The organism is Halocatena pleomorpha (genome assembly GCF_003862495.1).
Lineage (GTDB): Archaea > Halobacteriota > Halobacteria > Halobacteriales > Haloarculaceae > Halocatena > Halocatena pleomorpha.
The window spans coordinates 59,473-81,535 of the sequence record NZ_RRCH01000028.1; the positions used below are offsets into that span (position 1 = coordinate 59,473).

A 22,063-nucleotide genomic window follows, 5' to 3' on the forward strand; every position below is an offset into this window, starting at 1 on the left:
ATTTGCTAGTTTGGGGAATCACCGTAAGCCTCTTGACGTGAGTCGTTTCGGTGTCACGTTAGTCACATATCGGGGCGGGACAGGGCATTTCTACGCACGCACCATAGGTCTAACGAGTAATCCGTGATGTCTTCGTGAGGTTCACCCGACTCACGAGGGGCGACCTGAAAGCTCCGGCTCTGATTTTCAAAGCCAGCAAATCGTCGAACTCGTTTACGTATCGGGGGACATCATGAATCGTAACTGATCTCTAATGGTGTACAGACACAACGCAGACGACGGCTTGTCTCGACGGCGACTACTGACTGCTTTCGGTGCTATGACGACTCTCGCTGGCTGTACGGCCGACGAATTCGGAACGACGAGGACTGACGGGACCGCTGGCACCGACTCCGGCGGGAGCGGGCCGAGCGACAGTAATGCACGCTGGCCCGCGATCGAAGCAGGGGAAACGCTCTCGACCTTCGAAGACCTCGGAAAATGGTCCTCCCTATCCGGTGAAATCACGGCCGCCCCCAACGAGGCGCGGATCGGATCGCAAGCCGCAGTCATCCAGAGCGACGGGGAGGAGGCCGGTGCGAAGATTGAGTTCTCCGACAGTCTCGACCTCGTAGAATGGGATGTCTCGCTGGCGGTCAAGCCGGAATCCGCTGATCGAATCGTCGTCGAGTTCCTCGCGCCGACGCGGAGCAGACGACTCGCCAGCGTCCGCCCGGTGCCAGAAGAGTACAACGGCTGGTTTCGGATGGATTGTGGCTCTCAGCAGAAGCCAGGGGGCGACCCCAACCTTTCGAACGTTACCGGCATCAACGTCGTCGCGCAGGGACCCGACGGCGGATCGACCAGATTACTAGTCGACGACCTCCGGCGAACCCAGTCGGCTGCCAACGGTGCGGCGATCCTGTCGTTCCACGGCGGATACCAGTCCCACTACGACATCGCGGCCGAGATGCTCGCTGAGCGCGACTGGGCGGCAGCGGTTCCGGTCACGCCCGATCAAATGGGCAGTGAGGGGCGGATGGGCGGTGACGAACTCCGCGAACTCCGCGACCGTGGTTGGGACATCTGCTCGCTTCCACAGCCGTCGACACCCTTGCCGGAGCAGTCGGCGGATCAGCAGCGACAAATCCTTGAGACGGCACAGGACGCGCTCGTCGACGCCGGCTTCACGGATGGATCACGGCATCTATTCGTTCCAGACGGCCGAATGGACGCGGCGACCTACGACATCGCCCGGGACGTTCACGAGTCGGCGTTTCTGTTCAGTGCCGGGACGACCGGCGTGCCGCCAACCGAGATGCATATGATCCCGTTCATCTGGGGGCCTGCGCTCCACACCGGTGTTCGTCGCCACGCTAACCACTCCGACCAGTACAACCAGCTGACCGTCGTGCGCGTTCCGCGGATCGTCGACGCGGATGACGTTGGCGTCGACGAGAACCGGATATCGCTCGACGACTTCGGACTGCTCCTCGATCACTTCGAACAACGCGGTCTCAACGTCATCACGCCCTCCGATCTCGTCGACAAGCGCTTTGAGCGCGCCGACGGCGACAAGGAAACGACGAACCGGAAACGGCCGAGCGGCGTCGTTCTTGAAGCGGGACAGTCTCACACGCTCGAAGGATCCGGGTCAAGCGATTCACAGACATTCGACCTCGACAACGGCGTTCTCGTCGCAAACGTCTCTCACAAGGGGTCGACGATCACTGTCGATGTAACTGATGTCAATGGGAGCGGCCGGAATGAAAATCTTCTGACGACAGCCGGGAACGCCACTGGCGAGTCGATCATGGCCGTCGAGAGCGGAACGTACAGGCTTGAGGTCGACGCCGACGGCGCGTGGTCGATCGAACTCACCCAGCCGGCGGTCCGCGCTGGCGACCTCTCGGATCTCCCTGTGCAGACATCCGGAACGGGATCGGCGTTCGTTGGACCGCTGTGGACTGAGAGTGACGTGAGGGTTGAGACAACCCACGACGGCGACGGGCAGTTCATTGTTGACGGATACGGTGCGGATGGCAGCCGAGAGATACTTGTGTACAAGACCGGTGAGTTCGACAACTCGCGGTCGTACAAAGCCGGTGGCGTCGTCTGGGTCAACATCGAAGCCGACGGCAACTGGACGCTTGAGATCGTCGAATCATAACCCTCGATCTACTGTTTGAAGCCGCGAACGTGATGTGAGGTTTTATGTTATCTTGTTACTGTATTCAGATATGGACTGGTCCCTTGATAGACACCTTCGTCGACGGATGGCGGTGACCGTGCTCGCGCTCGCAGCACTCACTCTCGCATTCGCCACTGGCGTCGCCGCCGTACTGGCGTGGGGACTGGAGTGGCTCAGCAGACTGTTCAGTCTCGGGGTCCCCTTCGAACTCCGGTTCGCTCTCGGTGGCGTGGTGACGCTTCTCGGTAGCGTTGTCATGTTGTGGCAAGCACTGCGCACAGACGCCGTCGAGACGTTCGACGCTGTGGCCGTTGGCTCGGAGGCGTATCCCGGTCTCTACGCGACGGTTACGCGACTCGCACAGGCCGCTGACCTCCCGGTGCCCTCGGTTCATGTTACCGATCGCGAGCGCCCGCTGGCGATGACGACTGGTCTCTCGACCAGCGACACCAAACTCGTCGTTTCAACGGGGTTGCTTGACGTGCTTGATGCCAATGAGTTGGAAGCCGTCATCGCTCACGAGATCGCACATATCAAAAACCGCGACGCGACCGTAATGACGCTGGCTGAGTTCCCTCTGGCGAGTGCACGGAGTCTCGGGCGGACACTCCAGCACAGCGGCGGGGTCCACATCGCCTTGGTCGCGGTGGCGCTCGCCTCGTATGCCTTCTGGGGGATCGGTCGCCTGCTGGTCGCCGCGCTGTCTCGCTCGCGGGAGCTCGCAGCCGACCGAGGCGCGAGCGCGTTGGTTGGTGATCCTGCGGCGCTGGCAAGCGCCCTCGAAACGCTTGACAGTGACGTTCCTTCAGCACCCGACCGAGATGCCCGTGAGGCGGCGCTCGTCTCGTTGTCGATCGTTCCTGACGAGCAGGAGACGCCGTGGCCGAAACTCACCTATAGGGATGGCTGGCCGATCTTCTGGAGTTATCGGCTCCCTGTCCGACGTGCCTGTCGCCGGCTGAACGAACAGCACTTCCGCCCGATACTGGCTACCCATCCGGCAACCAACGAACGCATTGATTGTCTCAAGTCCCTCGAACGAGAGCATACGACGGGTACAACTGGATCGGAGACCGGTCTGAAACACTGTTGAGCGCGTTGACCAGACAATTGGTACAAGCTGTCATTGCGTACCTATGTCTGTGGGTATAAGCCAGGAAAGGAGTTATTACATTGGTCGATCCATCTTTTCAAGTGGAATATACAACACTCGGTAACACTGGGATGACGGTAAGCAAGATCTGTCTTGGCTGTATGAGTTTTGGTGATCCAGAGAAAGGCGACATGTTCGATTGGACTGTCGGAAAGGAGCAATCGACGGAAGTCATCGATCGCGCGATCGAGCTCGGTATCAACTTCTTCGATACAGCAAACGTCTACTCCTACGGCGACTCCGAACGCATTCTTGGCGAGGCGCTCGCTGAATACGACCGTGACGAGCAGGTGGTCGCCACGAAGGTTTGGGGGCAAATGCGCGAGAATGACCCGAATTCGGGCGGACTCTCCCGGAAGACCATTGAACAGGAGTTGGAAAACAGCCTGGACCGGCTTGGAATGGACACTGTCGACCTCTACCAAATCCACCGCTGGGATGACGACACGCCGATCCAGACAACGATGAAGGCCCTCGATGATGCCGTTCGTCGCAATCAGGCCCGTTACCTCGGTGCGAGTTCGATGTGGGCACACCAGTTTGCAACGGCACTCCACAGGAGCCAGCAGATGGCTCTCAACCGTTTCGTGACGATGCAAAACCACTACAATCTCGTCTACCGCGAGGAAGAACGCGAGATGCTGCCGTACTGCAAGCAAGAGAACGTTGGCGTCATTCCGTGGAGTCCGCTCGCTGGTGGCTACCTCGCCCGTCCACACGAAGAAAGCGACGCAATGCGTGAGATGACTGCTGATCGGTACGATTCCCCACAAAGCAGGGAGATCAATGAGCGTGTTCGAGAGATCGCCGACGAAATGGACGCCACGATGAGCCAGATCAGCCTTGCGTGGCTGCTTCACAAAGATGGTGTGACTGCGCCGATTTATGGAACATCGAGCGTCGAGCACTTGGAGGAAGCGGTTGAAGCGATCGAGATCGATCTCTCCGACAGCGATGTCGAATACCTCGAAGAACCGTACGAACCGATAGCTGTCCTCGGTCACGAATAGCCATACGGTCATACAATCTCTCTGCTTGGTCAGACATCCGTTGCGTGTCGGTGACTACTGGGCAGCGATTGATACGCGACGTAACGAGACGCCTAAAGTACTGTCGCTGTGCGAGGGCAATGACGATGGCGTCGACGGTTCAGTCAGTGCGCAACCTGAAACCACTTCCGCTCGCTCTTGATACATTATTTTCAACTATAGATATGCATTCGAGAACACATGATTATACTAAATTATATTTTTACTATACCCTATTATTCTATCATGATATATAATAAAAACAATTAATACGTATTGTATAATACACTATGTCCTGATGTCTACCGATTCACAACGATCGCCCGAGTCGAAGAGCGTAATCAAACAGCGTCACCAAGAAGCAGCTGACGAACTCGTTCCCTCCGACCCCGGTCAGCTTTACATCGGTGGTGAATGGAGAGACAGTCACTCCGGTGATACGCTTGACACGCGCGATCCCACAACAGGCGATGTTCTTACAAAAGTACAAGCAGGGGGACCAGTGGATATCGATCGGGCAGTCGATGCCGCTTGGGAAGCCTATGACGAGACGTGGTCGAACTATTCGGTGACCGATAGACAAGAACTGCTCCACACGATCGCAGACCGGATCGAATCTCGGGCCGAGGACTTTGCGACGATCGAAACCCTCGACAACGGGAAACCGATTTCGGAAGCGCGTCTCGACATCAATCTTGTCATCGATCACTTCCGGTATTTCGCTGGTGCGTGCCGGGTTGAAGAAGGACGGACAGTTCAGAGTGATCCTGATCATCATATACAAACGCTCCGGGAGCCGTACGGTGTTGTTGGGCAGATCATTCCGTGGAATTTCCCGCTGTTGATGGCTGCCTGGAAGCTCGCCCCAGCACTTGCGGCCGGCAATGCGATCATTTTGAAACCTGCTGAGGAGACTCCGCTGTCGATTCTCGAATTGATGCGCGAGATCGATGATATCCTCCCAGCTGGTGTCATTAATGTCGTTACAGGATACGGTCCGGAAGCGGGAGCACCACTTTCCAATCACGATGGTGTTAGGAAAATAGCCTTTACAGGCTCAACTGAAGTGGGTCGTAGCGTGATGAAAAACGCTGCGGACTCGATCACCGATATTACACTCGAACTCGGCGGCAAAAGTCCACTAATCGTGTATCCGGACGCGGATATCGAGACGGCTGCTGAGGTTGCACGCGTCGGTATGTTCCACAACACGGGGGAGTGTTGTTGTGCAGGAACGCGTCTCTTTGTTCACGAGGATATTAGAGACGAGTTCCTCGACGCGTTTATCGACGAAGTAACGTCACTCACCTTGGGCGATCCTCTTTGTGAAGAGACAACGCTCGGACCGAAGGTTACTGAAGAACAGGTTCAGCGTACCCTTGAATACATTGAGCAGGCACGGGACTCCGGTGCAGACATCGTAACTGGTGGTGGCAAACCGGATGAAAAGGCACTCTCGGACGGTTGCTTCGTCGCGCCAACAGTCATCACCGACATCACCCACGAAAGCCGGGCAGTTCAAGAGGAAATCTTTGGTCCGGTTGAAACGGTCTTCGAGTGGTCGGAGTACGATGAGATGATCGAACGGGCCAATGATGTCGATTACGGTCTTGCTGCTGGTGTCATCACAGCAGATCTCCAGCAAGCCCACAACACTGCACGGGATATAGAGGCTGGAAATATCTGGGTGAACACGTACAACGAGTTCCCAGCTGGCCAGCCGTTTGGTGGCTATAAACAGTCTGGGATCGGACGTGAAACCGCTGCTGAAACGCTCGAACATTACACCCAAACGAAAACCATAAACTTCGATCTCAACTGATCTACTGGCCGGTGGTGCCACACCATCGAGAGACAATTGTACTCTTCTTATCGTTTGATGAAATGAGGGTTCTGCGTTCAATTTCAACGTGTCTGCAAATACGCTCGGTGGATCGAATATCCCGCGATGACCGGCCAACAAGTGTGTCAAACCAACCGGGATCGATTATCCATTCACCGGCAGCAGTGTCGTAAAAGACGCCATTCTACTTATCAGGTACTCTTTAACTATCAGTTACGGCCGCGAGTACCATCAGCGTATAGTGCCTTGCCACGCTGAGGACGATCTTCCGCCGACGTGAGCAAATTCGAGTCGGCATTAGTCCGCACGTTCCGGTTGGCTGGAATCATTTCTGAATGCTGTCCGGGCAGCTGCGATGGTCTGTTTGAGGAGCTTACGAACATTACCACGGCGCATGATGAACAGCCCGATGCCAAGGACAATGTAGACAGCCGTGTAGGCATAAAGAATGTCCATACTGATGGTCGTCGCAGCAGGCTCAGCATACGTCTGGATCACGTAAAACTCCGCGAGTACTTGTGTAACGAACAGTACGAGCAATGTGACCGCCTCTCGGGTGCTAATCTCGAAGTTCGTCAGGATGGCGATGGCGAAAAAGCTCTGGGCAGCGGTGATCCAAATTTCTGCCGCCTGTTTCGAATCGAACGGGAGTGTTCCGACAGTTCCCGCAGAGATTGAGAAAACGACCGCGAGCGTTCCAATGAGGAGCGTCCACTGATTGAGCTTCGAGGAGATGAGTGCGTTGAATCCGGCGGTCGAACGCGCCTTGTTTACGAGGTAGGCAACAACGATGAGTTCAGGACTCTCGGACGCGAGCGGCGCAAGCCATTGGATCATGAAAAACTCGGGAATGCCATACTGGAGGCCCAACCGCTCAAGTCCCTCCGCAAACGGGTGGACTGCAGTGAAGATGACTGCACCCGAAAATGCGAATCCGAACAGGACGACGCTGATCCGTGGTGCTTTCGGATATCGCTGGAAATATGCAGGAACGCCAACGTGTTCTTCGGATTTGTCAACATCACTGCGGATGATGATAAAAAGATAAAGCACGTACAGGCCAACGAGGATGAGGGTATCGACAGCCCCGATGCCGCCACTGAAGGGAACGAAAAACGCGTACGCTGTCGCTGCGAGGAGGAACGCAATCTCAGTCGAGATTTTCTGATCGACGCCAACGACATCCGCAAGGAATCCAGAGCGGTGCTCAACTACTGGATCGTGAGCTCGTTTCGCACGGGAAATACTAAATAGGGCGATCCCAGACCACCCGAGACCGATGAGAATCCGGTTCGCTCCAGTCATGTTGGCCACCGCGAGGTTGGCAGCCTCGCTTGAGCCAGCGCCGGCCTGCCACGCGTAGAGGGCGTCGACAGCGTACTCGGGAGCCACAGCGAGTACCGCTAAGACTGCGATAGCGAACGCCTGCGGGACATCTTTTTCAGCGGTTTCGGCGGCCCATGCGAGTAGGAACGCTGCTCCGAGAATCGCCAAGCCAGCGACAACAACGGCCACGCTAGGCGCAATATTTTCGCCTGGGTGCACTGTTCCGTACCCACCAGACGAGACGAACGTCCCGATCCAAGGAATTGTCAACACCAGCGCGACAATGACAGCGATCAGTGGGTGGCGAAAGCGATCAAACATTGGTTTGGAACACGTTGTGGTTTCGTCTTCAATCACTATTGATCTGACCGTGGGTGGCTGACAGATAATGTCATAGAAATTGGCAACACGACGTACAGACTGGCTAATGGGATGATCACCACATGTGGTGTAAGTGGCTGTTGTCTATAGATCGGCACGACCGGAGACCAGACTCATCGAATCGATTCTCTCAGAAGATCACTACGTCGCGTAATGCGTCTTCGAATCAGTTATCTGTTAGACACGGGAAACAGCCCATTCATACAGACATCACGGTCAACTGCTCAATTACACTGCATCGGTGTCAGTCCCCAGTCGACGCAGGCGTTGCATCGTTAGCGCCTTCCCACTCACTGAGACCGACTGGGTCGAGATGGATGTGAACGTCAGACACTAGTTCGATGTCGCGTATACGATCGCGGAGTTCTGATTCGATGTCGTGGGCTTCGACCACTGTCAAGCCTCGATCTACTTCGGCGTGGACTTCCACCTCGATGACGTGGCCGGAATAGTAGGCTACGAAATCATGAATCCCACGGACCTCTGGGTGTTCGCGGATTCGGCCCTTGATTTCCTTCTGTTCTGTCTCGGGGGGCGCACTATCCGCGAGGTATCGGATGTTCTCTTGGGAGATTTCGATGCCTTGGTGAATGACAAGTAGACTTACGGTGCCACCCGCAATCGAATCAAAGATGGGGTAGCCGATAGCCATTCCAAGAACACCCACTAGGGCCGCTCCCGTTGTGTAGATGTCGTTGCGGCTGTCTGTAGCAAGCGCGTGGAGACTCGGCAACTGGAGGTCCTGATTCACGTAGTGGGTGTACCAGTAACAGACGTACATGTCAACAAGAGCGAATAGGAGGCCGGCAACAAGCCAGATGCTGTATTCGGCGGTGACGCCAGTGAACAGCGACAGACTGGCATCGTACAGCAGTTTAAGTCCGAGGAGGACCAACACTCCGCCGACGAAGAGTGCAGAGAGCGGTTCGAATCGGTTATGACCGTGAGGATGCGACTCGTCGGCGTCCTTGTGAACGGAGCGCCCCCAGATGAGGACAACACCACTTGCGAGGAGGTCAGCAACGGAGTGGGCGGCGTCAGCGATGAGTGCGATACTTCCGGTAAGGAATCCAATCGAGCCCTCGACAGCGATTTTGAGGGCGTTCAGCAGAACGTTTATCCAGGAGACCCTGAGGAACGCCTCACGAGTAGCCACCATCACCTCCTAATATCTACTGCATCCACTTAACAGCGCTCATTAGGCGGGTATAATCGAGTTTTAGATTGAATCTAAACCTTGCGCCTATCTTCACTAGTGGCATATTTTGGTTATAAATACGTGAGGAGGAGCGAGTTCGAGCCAGATATTCTGCTGCCGGGTACCCTGTTTTATGTCATGTCTGCCCTCCCGAACGACAATGAAATTGTACACAACACGGCAAACAAGAATCGTGACAATGGTTTCGCTTGATCGATTCAAATAACAACACATTCGAACAGAACATGGCCCGTAGCAACGGTGATGAGCCACTGGTGGTACGAGGTGACTCGACTGAGAATCAGTTCTCCGACAATGGCTCATCAGATAAATAATATCAGAAAACAGTTTTCTGAAGACCTCTGTTACAATGGGAAATGGTATTCGTTCATTCCTGTGAGAACCGGTCCCATTCCCAGCCCATGCAATAGAGCCAAGACACTGCCCAGAGTGTTCCACTCGCGAGGAAGAGAAACCAACCCCAGGGGGTGAACCTTCCTGTCAGAAGAAACCAAAAGCTGCCCACGATTCCGACGATAGCAATTGCTATTCCTACTACACCAATACACTCCGAGGGGCGTGGAATATACACCATCGTTGCTCCTCTACTGAGTAGAGACTAGACGATGATGAGGATATAGGGTGGATATCAGTGGTGGGAACAATATTTCGATCGTTCCTGATAGGTCTCATTAGACACGGCGGGACCAAGATGAGTATCCGGTCTCGAATTCGCCGCCGTTATCACTGTTTTCAGGCTGATCGACGGATTTTTCATCGGGCTGTAGACATCTACTTGCCGCGAATCGATCATATAATGAGTGTCTGATATGGGAGCAGATGGCAGCAACATCGAGATCAACGCCTGTACCGACTGGAGAGCACGGCGATCCTACGTTTCGCTCGGGGACGAGATCGATGAGCGACCGTCATCCGAGATGAGATACGTTCAACAGGCTTAATAGGAATTAGAAGATCTTAACGATTCTAGGGTGTAGAACCACCAATATCTCGAACAATGCAACAAAGAGCATACTAGAAATGGGAAACGAACCCGAATATCAGTCCGTTCTCGTCGTACAGTCGGCTTTTCCCACAAAACGGGTGAAGCTTGAGCCGGGAATGGGACTGTTTGCGAACCCGCGAGTCTGGGCAATTATAACAGAAGTGAACAAAAAGATAGACACCGAGCACGTGCCAGAAGGGACGCGTGTCGGACAGATCTGCTGGCAAGGTGAGGATATACTTACGCACGAGCTTGATGAGACGTACCTCACTGATTAATGTGCCTATAATTTAGCAACTTTTAATTTTTCCCAGATCCACTCTCAAAATCACCGAGTAATTAGGTAATTTATAGAAAATTATAACAGCTATGGTTCTAAAGGTAGGTATGTGGTAATGGATAGCAACACACTAGTCGTCACGGACGATGTTCGTGCCCTGGGCATCGCTCCTGTGGGGTGTCAGATCCGGAATCTCGACGTTCAGTCGGGAACAAACGCATTGAATGCAGAAATTAACGAGGTCAATCAGCTGACCGGCGACGCCTCGGCGGTGTTGGCCTCTGATGTCGTCGACGGTTCCCGTGAACTATTCCATCGGCTTGGACGTTCCGATCAAGAGCCAGCCGGTGAACAGCTCGTGAAGTTGATCGAAGCGAGGGGCTTCAACCGTAACAACAATATCGTCGACGCGTACAACATCGTTGGGGTCCAGTCGGGCGCGATCCTAGGGATGCATGACACGGGCGAGATTGACGGCCCGATCACGATCCGTCGAGCAGACGGTGGCGAGACGATGCTCCCAATCTTCCACGAGGAACCGGAAACGGCCGCAGAGGGTGATCTCCTCTGGGAATCCGATGGAGATCTCTTAGCGCTGCTCGGCCCGGTGAGCCGGGACGCAGACGCATTCAAGGTCACCGAGTCAACTGACGACGTCCTGCTGGTCGTCCCAGGCAATCCGGCCATGTCTGAGGCAGACGGTCGTGCACTGTGTCGTGACACGTTCGAGCTGATCAAGCGCACGTGTCCAACTGCTACAATGGAGTTCCTCGACGTACAACGTGGCGTGACCACGGGCAGCCGCGCAGCCACACCGGCGGACGACTGACCATCCGGTTCTCCTATTTCTGCAAGGAGAGAATCCCGCCGTTTACGGCGGGGAGGATGTCACACCTAGCTGTCAGCAAATCACGATGGATTTATGATAGCTCGGGAATGTTGATTCTGTCGTATTGTTTATAACCAGTTAATCATGACTCGTCCTGAGAGAAGCTAATCCATGAGTGGTCGGCCATAGTTTGCGAGATAGTGAGAATCCTGATAGCAGACGATATTGTTGCGGTAGATATCAAATGTGTTTGAACATGTAAGAGACGCGTTTCCCTCTGTATCGTGCTGTTGAAAGACGAGCGACCGATCGGTCACCGTCGCCGCTGTGACTGAGGTCGTATTCATACCAGGGATGCTTGATCCGGTCGCATTCTCTTCGATAGGATAGATGTGCGGCGTCCCATCCTGAAGCACGAAAATGCCATCACCAGACGGTAGGAAATCAATTGGTTGGCAGTGGGAAACCTCTGTTTGGATCCATCGAAGCCGATCACTTGCCACATCATACACGCCGAATCGGTCGCGGTCATCGGCTGCCCTGATCAGCAGTTGGTTGTTTGAGGGAGACCACTTGGCAAATTCGACCGGATCGCTGGTCAAAGACTCACTGTGAGACCCGCCCGAGTCTGTGACAATAGCTGTTTGAAGCTGTTCATTAGGAGCCGTTTCAGAATAAGCTGTGTTGATGGCGATCCACCCACCACTGGGACTGCAGCGTGCCTTTCGCACCAAGAGATGGTCGCTTACTGGCTCAACCTGGTTCGTCGACAGCGTGAGCCGGTAGAGCTGACTGCGACCACGACGATAACGGACCAACAGTTCGTCTCGCTCGGGATGCATGTCTTCCAAGACAAAGACACTGGTATCAGAGAAAAATCCCCACGCACACGTTTGGATGCCGATCGAGCCTACCTTATATTTATTAGCCTCGTGGGCTACTGTGGCTCGTATTTTTCAAAGCGACTGATTGCGTTTCGATAACAGATTCCTGCCACGAGGAGGCCACCAGCAAAGAGTCCTCCACCAAGGCCATAGCGCAACGTTACGACGTCAATTGCTTGGATATTGTTCATCAACTGTTCGAACCAACTGACTCCGCCCACATCGAGCAGTCCGAGCACGAGTGCTGGGAGGCCACCGAAGATGAATGACAGTGCAGTCCGGGTCAGTTCAGGACCGAGCAGTAGGCCACCGAGCAATGCGCCGGGAACGACCACACTTACACTGTGGATGACGATCGTGCTCACCCGCGGGGGGAGTACGTCGTCACTTCGGCCGATTGAAATCGCATCGAATCGTGGCATTGCCATCCCTAGTGCGGGAGCGATCGTCACCGCTACTAGGGTCAAATACAGAGCGATACCGACCAGCCCAGCAATTTCCATTGGTGAGTAGGATGATATCATCCCAGCGAGCGCGGTGAGTACACCCGCGATAGGAAGCCCATAGAGCAGCCCTGGAACCAGTAATCCGTGGACGTACTGGCGTGCGGAGATGGTAGCGGCCATCATCGGCAACATCGACCCTTCGTCACCGAGTGGATTCATCGCGGCAATCTCACTGAGAATCCAGGGCAACCCAATTGCAAGCACCGGTGCCAGAACAACGTCGAGTGCACCATTGCTGTAGGCGATAAATCCGGCATCGAAGACGACAACCGCCGGAAGTGTGAGATACGAGAGTCGGCTTGGATCACGGATTGAACGCAAAATCACCCACTCAGACACCCGGCGAGTCGGCTGGGAAATAAACCCCGGAAACGGGAGTGGGCTCAGCCGAAATGAACGCTCGCTGTGATCAGTCGGTTCATCGGCGTCGTCGATGCTGACTGGTTCACTGAACCAGTAACCACTGGTGATTCGTTCGGTTGCGAAAATTCCACTAACGATAATTAGTGCACTCGTCACCAACGATCCGATAGCCTTCACTGTCGATCCTTTGATCGCTCCTCCTACCCCCAACACGCCAACATCGAGCACCCACCCTGTTGGAACCCAACTCATAAAGGACACATTCATCCCTTCCGTCGGGCCCAATACCGCGAACAGATACCCACCCATTACGACCGCTACTGCTGCTCCACCGATGATGGTCTTGTACCGTCGGACGAACTTCACGTGAGTGAGCAGCCAGGCGATCGAATACCCGACAGCAGTCCCTGTGATTATGGTGGTCATCACGAACGTCAACGCCGCGATCGGAATAGTAAGAAAGACGCCGGATGAACCGAAGATAATGAAACCAGCAGCCGTGAGCACGACTATTGGAGCCGCAAAATACGCCAGTCCTCGCAGCGTTTCGGCGACAATGTGGCCCACAGCAGCCGTTCGTGCAGACACTGCCGTCAACACTAGCTCCTCGGCTTCGACGCGACTCCGCTGGGTGACTAACCGGTTGGTGAAGATGTAGACACCGAAGACCCAGAACATTGCTACCTGTCCTCGGGCACCGTCTGTGAGTGCCACCCCCGAAAATCCCTGCAACTCATCAGCAAACGCAATGAGCAATGCGAGTCCTACAGCGCCGATAAACACCATCGGCCCAACTGTCATCGCCAATCGCGCTTTGTCGTCCCACATCCCCGAGAGCGTTCGCTTGAAATCGAACCAACCCATCTGCCAGGCGTGGGCAAGCCAGCCCGACTCAGCCATTTGGCTGCACCTCAGCAGCTGTCTCAGTGTCAGTCAGTTCCAAGAACACGTCTTCGAGTGACTGTTTCTGGCCACTTTCAGCGCGCTGAGTCATGCTGTCGGGCGTGTCTTCGGCAATAAGCTCTCCGTCAGCGAGAATTCCGACGGTGTCTGCAACGTCTTCGACAACAGGAAGGATGTGCGTGGAGAGAAACACCGTCATCCCATCGTCTGCCAACCCGCGAATCCGCTGTCGAATCGTCTTTGCGGCCCGGGGATCGAGCCCTGAAGTTGGCTCATCGAGAAACACCACTGGCGGTTCGTGTAAGACTGCCTGTATATAGGCGACTTTCTGTCGCATTCCTTTCGAATAGCCGTCGATCCGATCGTCGGCGTCGGTGAGGAGATCAAAATCGTCCAGAAGCGTTTCGATGCGGTCTTGTGTCGGACCTTCAGGAAGATCACGCAACCCAGCTGCGTAGGTCAGCTGCTCAAACGCGGTCGCTTCGTCGTACAACGGTGGCGTTTCTGGAAGATAGCCGATCTGTGACCGTAGGGCGTCTCGGTCGGTAACTGAAACGCCTCCCACGCGCGCACTCCCGCTACTAGGTGTGAGCAACCCGGTCAACATCCGCATCGTCGTCGTCTTGCCCGCGCCGTTCGGACCGAGAAATCCATACACGACGCCGGACGGGATCTGGAGAGCCAACGAATCAACTGCGAGGGTATCACCATACCGCTTGGTGAGGGCGGTGGTTTCAATTGCTGTCATCGCGATTAAAGTGGATTACCACGCCCGGCTATTAGAACTTCTGGTTTTTTAATATATCCTCGGTGATCAGAAGTCGGCTGGGTGGATTCGTCGCGCATAGTTGCTGCTGCGTTTAGACAGTCGGTGTCGATTTCGATCCGACGATCCAGTTTTGGATCGCTTGCTGTCGCGGAGGAGTGTTCTCCTACAATACCATCCAATTACAGTATAAAAATAGGAATAAAATGTGGATAATAATATTGCTGCGTGTGGTTGGAGGACTCCAATCGTACGAACAGCCATGTAGCCGGGTAAGGAGGTCCTAACACGCGGTTGTGAAGGTCCTCTAATGTCCAGACGGGAATGAGCAATCTATGTGTATAAACACATAAATACATTATTAAATAACTCTAAATAGATGGTTAAATAGAACTGAATATAGTGGTTATACTACAATATATGTTGTATCAGTAACAACTCTCTTGTTAGTAGGTAGTCCTTACTGATCCATGGCACGAAATCACCATTCGGAGGAGAGCGCGAAGGATACCCATACAGGGAATAGCGGAGAGAAAGATGAGATTAACGAGGTTGTTGATGACAATCCGGAACGAGCGTCGAACGCTCACTTCGGTCGACGATCCTTCCTGAAAGCTGGTGCTGCGGCTGGTATTGGCGTTGTGGGTACGACGGGACTCACTGAATTGGCTGCAGCGTCGATCGATAAATCTTCGAACGGCAAGTACAACGTATGGAAGGTTACAGGAAAAGAAGTGTACGACCTATCCGACGGCGAGAAACTGTCGAACATTCTGGTCGATCAGACTGCTGAGGGTGCTTCTTTGACGATTCGCTCGCAGAACAAGAAAGGATGGACAGTCAAAAACGTCGGTTTCCGCGGTGTCGGCCAAGACGGTGAAGGCAGCAATAGTTTTCAGTTTCAGGTATCGACACCGTCCGGCGGTCGTGGTCTGATAGAAAACATCTGGTCGAACGGCAAAGCACGGAACGGCCAGCCGGCCTCGAAACTTGGAGGAATCTATATTCGACCGTCCCACAAGGGACACATCGACATCAGACACACGTACATCGAAGGATTCGGCAACAACGCAGTGTATGCGAGTGCTGTCGGCAAAGACGGCGGCAGCGCTGGTTCCGTCACACTCGAAAACTGCTACCATCGGGACAACACTGTGAGCCAGTTCCGCATCGGGTCCCCGAAGTCGATCGTTCGCAACTGCGTCGGCGTTGTGAACGATCCGAACGGCAAGCGGGGACAATACCCCAGCGACGACAGTCGCAATGCCCGGTGCGTCTGGGGGAAGCACTACCGTAACCAGCGGATCGAGAACTCGGCGTTCTATCTCTCTCCTAATGACGTCAATCCCGACTCGGTCTTCGAGGCACGATACATCGATGGGAGATCCGGGGGAGAGCAGGCAGTGGTGAACGTGAGCGGCTGTGACGTGAACGCGAATGCACCTCAATTGAAAAGCTCCACAAGTAACGCGACAGTGAAAACCACCAACCTCGGTACGAATCCGACAGTCACCGTAATCGGCGGCGGCGGAGTTCCGCTCTCACCGAAGATGGCGGCCAGTGGCAAGCGGTCGATGCCTCCGGAACTCCCCGGGGCCGACGGTGGAAGCAGCTCGAAAAATTCCACTTCATCTAAGGCCAACAGTGGTAACAGCTCAAGCGATTCTGCAGACAACCAAGAGAAGCACTGTTAATCGGGGTTGAAGGAGACAGGTTTTTCCCTATTAATCACTTACTAGTGGTTTATTATTTATAATAGTTAGGGATAAATAAATTGCTTACGTCTTTTTTTGAAGGTTGTGCTAGCACTGTGATGTGTAGGGAAGACACGACCCGGGCGGAGTGCTTGAGCGCACCGGCGAACATCATACTTGCAAATGGTAGATATCAATGCAAATATTCGGAAAATATGGGCTGTCGATATGGATTCCAAGATCAATATGCATTAGAAATCCACTTAGTCGACTTCTGCTATAGAGGAGACACAGCTCGTTATTGTTACCGGTTTCGTCGGCGGCACGTCCAGCAGTCCGTTTGGCGACAGCTCGGACGCCTCACTCTGTGGTGTTTCTTTGTCTATGGTAGACAATCGCACCTCCAACTACCGACTATTTGGTAGTTTTACACTACATACAGAAGACAGTACGCGTCTCTCTCACTCTATAGACAGCAAGCAACCTTCTTGGGCGAATTCCAAAGAAACACCACAATCTCCAGTGGTTACTCAGATATCGTATACCGGACGGTCGACGAGACGCACGATCCTGCCTAGCCGAGTTCTACGACCCCGGGTATCGCTTACGAGTCGGCACTGGACAGCGTCAACTATGCCGTGCGGTTCAAACATGATGACGATACGTTCTGGTAGCAAGATTTACAGCTAGTACCCGACGGGTCGTGGAGGGGGACCCCTACCGTGTCCGCATAAATTGTATTGGCGGAGTTGGTATCCCCCCACTGTGTCCACATAATATCCTCGCAAAAGCGCTATACACACTCAGTCCTTCGGGATAAAGGGGTTCCTCATTGCAGAAACGCGAAATAGAGGGATTCGGAGTGGATCGCACTACCAGTTCGAACTGAAAACCGACTCAGAGGCGACGCTCGATATCCCCGGAGGATGGACGCGTCGATGAGATCGTTGAGAACCTAGTTGATATGGCGACCTCAGAACGTCTCGTGTGAACTACCTCACCCCACTCCGGCGCTTCACGCCTCCGTTGAGGGCGGGGTTGCGCAAATCGCGAAGCGATGTGCTGATACGAGAACACTTCGATTTTCCGTTGACGTGACTACGAGGCAGTTCACGAAACCGACAAAACCGAGTGGAACACTCGCTATGACTATGAACCGTAGTACGGTCGTTTTACTTCAAGGAGCTTAATAAGTTCATAGTTAAAGAACTTCACAAGTATTTCGTTAACGTCAAGTGTATCCGCCTACTTAGTTGTGACTCGACACGTTCGCCCAGATGAGACCGCGCTATGCCGAACTGTACTCTGTCGTGCACGGCGCAGACACCTTCTTAACGGCTCAAGACGTTTACTTGTGCCTGATAGGCAAATTCTTGTAGTTGTTTACAAAGATGAGTAATACACCCAGGATAAAAGTAATAAAATCGATAGTAAGAATGATCCCTCTATCTAGTTTTAATTTCACTATATTGATTGAAAAGCGAAGATGATATTAAGACACCAAACCGTCACCGGAAATATTTCTATAATATTGTAGCAAAAGTATAGGTGAAATAATAGTGATTACCCAATCAGACGCAAATGCTATTGCTATCGATTCACTCCGACAAGAGTTCAAGAGGTGGGTAAATTCGGTCCAGCGGGAGCAAATGGCAGTGTCATCACACTGTGTACCGCTACATCAAATTCTATCCTCAGCTGGTCACCCTAGTTCGGAGGTGTCCTGTAAATGGTTATTTGCCGGGGATCTGAGCGTGAAGTCGTCTTCAGTGAGCTCACAGAGCGTAACGACAGCATGCTAATCGAATCACATCTGAAATCGGAGACTGCTCGATTGAGCGCAGTCTGGAGGTGTTTTGCGCCAGCAACGAGAAACCCCAGCGCCATCACCGACTCGGGTATCCGCTCGTGCTCCACAAATCCCAACCAATCCAGTCTCTGCTGAGGCGGCGATTTCTGGCGTAGACACCACGAAATCGCACTGCCTCACCTTGCACGCGTAACTAAACACGGCCGTAGAATGACCTGATACGTATAAGATCGGCTGCTGCGTGCCGAAACGACGGAGATAGGGATGGTGTTACAATATGGGGAATATATGTTCCCAAGAGGAGAACATATTTGATCCCCGTAGATTGATCGTAGTAGTATCTGATCCAAATCGGTCTGTATCTGTCTGATATCATTGAAATACGATTGCGACGGAGGTCTCCGTTTGCCCATAGCGAATCAACCGGTATTCATTGATACCACGCTGCTGCCTTCGATTTTCCGTTCCCTCATAGACGCCGGAATCGATATCCGAAGAGCGAAACGGTTGACCTTGATGGATTATTACAGTTGTACACTTGTAATCGTTCGGCAGATAGGAATCGTTGTCCAGCGACCCGCAGACGAGAAACGAGTTGATGAGAGTCGTTGACCTCTCAGCTCTGAGTCATCGTATCGTGCCCGCACCAATGGAGATGTGATCTGTAACTCCCGTTTTAATCATTATAAGAGATCTCGACGATTCTACTGGACCAAATTATTTTCCACACTTTTATAATAATATATATTATAATAAATTCATTATTAGTGATTTCTATAGTATAAATGGTGTGTATTAATGACACACAACAGGCGCACGTTTCTACGTGCGATCGCAGCAGGGAGTATCGGTACCGTCGTGTTCGGCAATACAGCCACGGCAGCAACCACGACCACGATCGAAGGAGGCGGTGGGGATATTTGGAATCAAGCAGATGAGTTCCATTACTACTACGAAGAAATAGATGGTGACTTCGACGTTACCGTCCACAATACTTCGCTTGAGAACACGGACAGTTGGGCGAAAGCAGGCATCATGGTTCGGCAGACGCTGAACGCCGACGCGGAGAACGCTATGGTCCGCCGTCGTCCGAACGGTGAGGCTTCATTACAGTGGCGGTCAGACAACGGTAACACGACCGTCAGTACGACATCCGACGACGGAAGCGGCGAGAGTGAAGTCAGCGGCGGTTCCATCGCGGCAGACTGGCTCCGACTGACGCGTAGCGGCGACACCATTTCGGCCTACGGCTCGACTGACGGGAGCAACTGGACACGCATCGCAAACATCGCGCCGAGCGAGATTGACTTCGCTGATAGCGCGTACGTTGGTCTCGCAGTTACGAGTCACAGCACGGGCACACTGTGCGCCGCGGAGTTCGAGAGTCTTTCAGGGATTTCGCCAGGAAGCAACGGCGATATCGGCGACGTTGACGTTGCAGGCAGCGTCTCGACTGGCGATGGTGGTGGCGACACCGACGCCGTCGTCACAACTGGATCGGCTACGAGTGTGGGCGATACGTCGGTGACACTCAACGGATCTCTCAACAGCCTCGGCGGGGCGTCCTCAGCAGAAGTCTACTTTGAATACCGCGAGAGCGGCGGTTCGTGGAACGCTACGGGTGCACAGACACGTTCCTCGACTGGTTCGTACAGTGCGACTGTCTCGGACCTTGTGACGAACACGGACTACGACTTCCGTGCGGTGGTCAACGCCAGCGACGGCGATACTGCCACTGGTTCGATCGCCTCGTTCAACACATCGGACGATTCGGGCGGCGGTGGCACCGGCAGCGGGTCCTACTTCGATCTCGACGCTGGATTCGCGGACTCATCATGGTTCGATGACAGTGTGACGGTCCATCGGGTGCAAGAGGCAACTGAGGGCGCTGTTCGAAGCGCGTTCGAGGCCAGCGGGCCACGCCTTGTCGTCTTTGAGGCCAGCGGCGTGATCGATCTCGGCGGGAGTGATCTGTCAATTACGAACGACCAGTGTTGGGTCGCTGGACAGACAGCGCCATCGCCCGGAATTACGTTCATCAACGGTATGATTCAGGTCGAAGGAAACGACTGCGTCGTCCAGCACATCCGTATCTTCCGTGGTGAGGACGGCGGCGCAGCCGAAGGTGCCGATCCGATGAACAACGCTGACGGCACGTCGAACGTGATTTTCGACCACTGCACGGCATACTGGGGCCGCGACGAAAACCTCTCAGTCGGCTACGACAGCAACAACACGACGATCACCAACTCGCTGATCGCTGAGGGGCTTGACGAACCCGAGGAGAACTCCAACGGATCACTCGTCGGCGATGGCGCACAGAACGTTGCGATTCTAGGATCGGTCTACGCAGCCAACAACGATCGCAATCCCCGGCTGAAGGACAACACACAGAGCGTCGTGGCTAACAACATCGTCTATTACTTTGATAAGGCGATCATGATCTCAAGCGGCGCACAGTCGTCAGTCGTCGGCAACAGTTACATTGGACGATTCGACTGGTCGGACGCCATCATCAAAGGAGACGGCAGTGTCTCTATCGAAGACAATTACGTCACCGATCCAGGGCTGAACGGACGGACGTTCTGTAGCGCGAGCCAACTCGGTTCCCGACCACTGTGGCCTAGTGGCCTGACGGCGATGTCGTCGGGTGATGTTGAGAGCCACAACCTTTCGTACGCTGGCGCGCGTCCAGCAGACCGGATCAGCCACGAACAGCGTGTCATCGACAACGTCCGCAACCGGAGCCTCGACACATCAGTATCTGACCCGGCCAATGCCCCCGGCATCCCTGGCAACGAAGGGGAGGTCGGCGGCTATCCGAATCACGGTGGAAATACGCACTCGCTGTCGGTGCCGAGTAGTAATCTCCGCGACTGGATCGAACAGTGGGCGCTCGCAGTCGAGGAACCCGACGCCAATCCGCCCTAACCGGTCCCTGATCCACCGAGCGTCGGTCCAGATACCTGTGGAGCGTCGCTGACACCGGGGCGTTGCTCGAATCGATTCCCCACACGCGAACGTTGAGTCTCTTCCCACAGAGAACTTCCCAACGTCTTCCGTGAATTCAACAAGGCACTCCTGATTGATCGGCGTATCTCAAGGTGAAATTTTGTCATATTTCCCTCGTGGGATTCAGTCGGCTGTAACGATGGAAGAAGGTGATCAGGATTCCTTGCAGCGGGTAGTGAAAGCGGACCTACAATTGTCGATGTCCTTCGTGTTCGGCGGCGAGTTAGGAGATCCAGTTTTCATCACATACGCCACTCGGGGGATTCAGTGACACGGTATCTACCCAGCAGTCAGCGAGACATGGTTTCCCATTGATTTCGTGGGATTTCGTGTTCCAGCGATTCATCGCGCTCCAGTCGCTCGATATCCTCAATCACGCCGTTTGCGCTGATGATCGCGATCCCGGCCTCGTAGACAGCAGTGGAAACGTACTTAGCAACGCTCCCTCCGGTGTGAGCAATTAATTGCAGATCTTCGGCGTTCGCGAGGACGGATTTGGTGACCTCTGGACATCCCCACCCCGTCACGAGTACGTCGACACCCGGGATCTGCTCGTGAAGCGCCGACTCAGAGTAGTGGTTTTCAGTGTCGTTCCAGCTAACCGTTCCTAACGACTCGATGCGTTCGTGAAGCTGTGGCAAGAAAAACTCCGCCCGCGTTTCAGTATCTGGAATAGCGACAAGTACGTTCATATTGTGCCGTGACGGGTCGTTTTATATAAATATAACTGATCATCTGCTTTATTTCCGAGAGAAATCAGACAGTCCCCACCAGCGATGGAGATACTGGCTACGGAGTGACGGACGACAGATACTCTCGGTCCTTCCGCTCAGCATATCCATTGAATCCAGCGTGATCGAAGACCGCCAGCACGGCCTCTCCATCGAAGTGTGCCTCAGAGAGCCGGCAAC

15 protein-coding genes are annotated in these 22,063 nt (G+C 54.1%); 9 read left to right on the forward strand and 6 right to left on the reverse strand.

Annotated features, from left to right (window positions below; translation table 11 throughout):
• Nucleotides 1–253 precede the first annotated feature (253 nt).
• From EIK79_RS12345 to EIK79_RS12360, 4 genes are all read left to right on the forward strand, one after another.
• The gene (locus EIK79_RS12345; RefSeq protein ID WP_124955417.1) at nucleotides 254–2,149 is read left to right on the forward strand and encodes a polysaccharide deacetylase family protein; all 1,896 of its coding nucleotides are present in this window, start codon (nucleotides 254–256) and stop codon (nucleotides 2,147–2,149) included.
• A 70-nt stretch (nucleotides 2,150–2,219) separates the two neighbouring features.
• Nucleotides 2,220–3,263 (forward strand): M48 family metallopeptidase, encoded by a 1,044-nt coding sequence (locus EIK79_RS12350; protein WP_124955418.1) that lies wholly within the window; start codon nucleotides 2,220–2,222, stop codon nucleotides 3,261–3,263.
• Nucleotides 3,264–3,364: 101 nt separating this feature from the next.
• Entirely contained in the window at nucleotides 3,365–4,333 is a 969-nt protein-coding gene (locus tag EIK79_RS12355) for an aldo/keto reductase (RefSeq protein ID WP_124955419.1), read from the forward strand.
• Between the two features lie 316 nt (nucleotides 4,334–4,649).
• Nucleotides 4,650–6,173 carry an aldehyde dehydrogenase family protein gene (locus EIK79_RS12360; protein WP_124955420.1) on the forward strand — a complete coding sequence of 508 codons (1,524 nt, stop codon included), beginning with the start codon at nucleotides 4,650–4,652 and terminating at the stop codon, nucleotides 6,171–6,173.
• Between the two features lie 318 nt (nucleotides 6,174–6,491).
• Here the strand turns inward: EIK79_RS12360 and EIK79_RS12365 are convergent, their stop codons facing one another.
• Both EIK79_RS12365 and EIK79_RS12370 read right to left on the reverse strand, forming a co-directional pair.
• Complete coding sequence (locus EIK79_RS12365; RefSeq protein WP_124955421.1) at nucleotides 6,492–7,841, reverse strand: sodium:calcium antiporter; 1,350 nt, start codon at nucleotides 7,839–7,841, stop codon at nucleotides 6,492–6,494.
• Between the two features lie 304 nt (nucleotides 7,842–8,145).
• Nucleotides 8,146–9,060 (reverse strand): cation diffusion facilitator family transporter, encoded by a 915-nt coding sequence (locus EIK79_RS12370; RefSeq protein WP_124955422.1) that lies wholly within the window; start codon nucleotides 9,058–9,060, stop codon nucleotides 8,146–8,148.
• 869 nt (nucleotides 9,061–9,929) lie between these two features.
• On the opposite strand from EIK79_RS12370, the gene EIK79_RS19040 reads away from it, so the two are divergent.
• The 3 genes from EIK79_RS19040 (at nucleotide 9,930) to EIK79_RS12380 (ending at nucleotide 11,214) form a co-directional block, all read left to right on the forward strand.
• Nucleotides 9,930–10,061 (forward strand): hypothetical protein, encoded by a 132-nt coding sequence (locus EIK79_RS19040; protein ID WP_267900541.1) that lies wholly within the window; start codon nucleotides 9,930–9,932, stop codon nucleotides 10,059–10,061.
• A gap of 79 nt (nucleotides 10,062–10,140) precedes the next feature.
• A complete protein-coding gene (locus EIK79_RS12375; protein ID WP_124955423.1) occupies nucleotides 10,141–10,383 on the forward strand; it encodes a hypothetical protein in 243 nt (80 codons plus the stop codon).
• 117 nt (nucleotides 10,384–10,500) lie between these two features.
• On the forward strand, nucleotides 10,501–11,214 hold the full coding sequence (locus EIK79_RS12380) for a phenylalanine--tRNA ligase beta subunit-related protein (RefSeq protein ID WP_124955424.1): 714 nt from the start codon (nucleotides 10,501–10,503) through the stop codon (nucleotides 11,212–11,214).
• 164 nt (nucleotides 11,215–11,378) lie between these two features.
• On the opposite strand, the gene EIK79_RS18485 is transcribed toward EIK79_RS12380, so the two are convergent.
• From EIK79_RS18485 to EIK79_RS12395, 3 genes are all read right to left on the reverse strand, one after another.
• Complete coding sequence (locus EIK79_RS18485; RefSeq protein ID WP_124955425.1) at nucleotides 11,379–11,816, reverse strand: hypothetical protein; 438 nt, start codon at nucleotides 11,814–11,816, stop codon at nucleotides 11,379–11,381.
• Nucleotides 11,817–12,151: 335 nt separating this feature from the next.
• Nucleotides 12,152–13,867: a hypothetical protein gene (locus EIK79_RS12390; RefSeq protein ID WP_124955426.1), complete on the reverse strand. Its 1,716-nt coding sequence runs from the start codon at nucleotides 13,865–13,867 to the stop codon at nucleotides 12,152–12,154.
• Nucleotides 13,860–14,618: an ABC transporter ATP-binding protein gene (locus EIK79_RS12395; protein ID WP_124955427.1), complete on the reverse strand. Its 759-nt coding sequence runs from the start codon at nucleotides 14,616–14,618 to the stop codon at nucleotides 13,860–13,862. The genes EIK79_RS12390 and EIK79_RS12395 overlap by 8 nt, the downstream gene beginning before the upstream one ends.
• Before the next feature lie 488 nt (nucleotides 14,619–15,106).
• On the opposite strand from EIK79_RS12395, the gene EIK79_RS12400 reads away from it, so the two are divergent.
• A complete protein-coding gene (locus EIK79_RS12400) occupies nucleotides 15,107–16,330 on the forward strand; it encodes a hypothetical protein (RefSeq protein WP_124955428.1) in 1,224 nt (407 codons plus the stop codon).
• A 2,608-nt stretch (nucleotides 16,331–18,938) separates the two neighbouring features.
• A complete protein-coding gene (locus EIK79_RS12405; protein WP_124955429.1) occupies nucleotides 18,939–21,071 on the forward strand; it encodes a DUF1349 domain-containing protein in 2,133 nt (710 codons plus the stop codon).
• A gap of 371 nt (nucleotides 21,072–21,442) precedes the next feature.
• Here the strand turns inward: EIK79_RS12405 and EIK79_RS12410 are convergent, their stop codons facing one another.
• Nucleotides 21,443–21,844, reverse strand: a complete 402-nt coding sequence (locus EIK79_RS12410) for a Rossmann-fold NAD(P)-binding domain-containing protein (RefSeq protein WP_124955430.1) — start codon at nucleotides 21,842–21,844, stop codon at nucleotides 21,443–21,445.
• Between the last annotated feature and the right edge of the window lie 219 nt (nucleotides 21,845–22,063).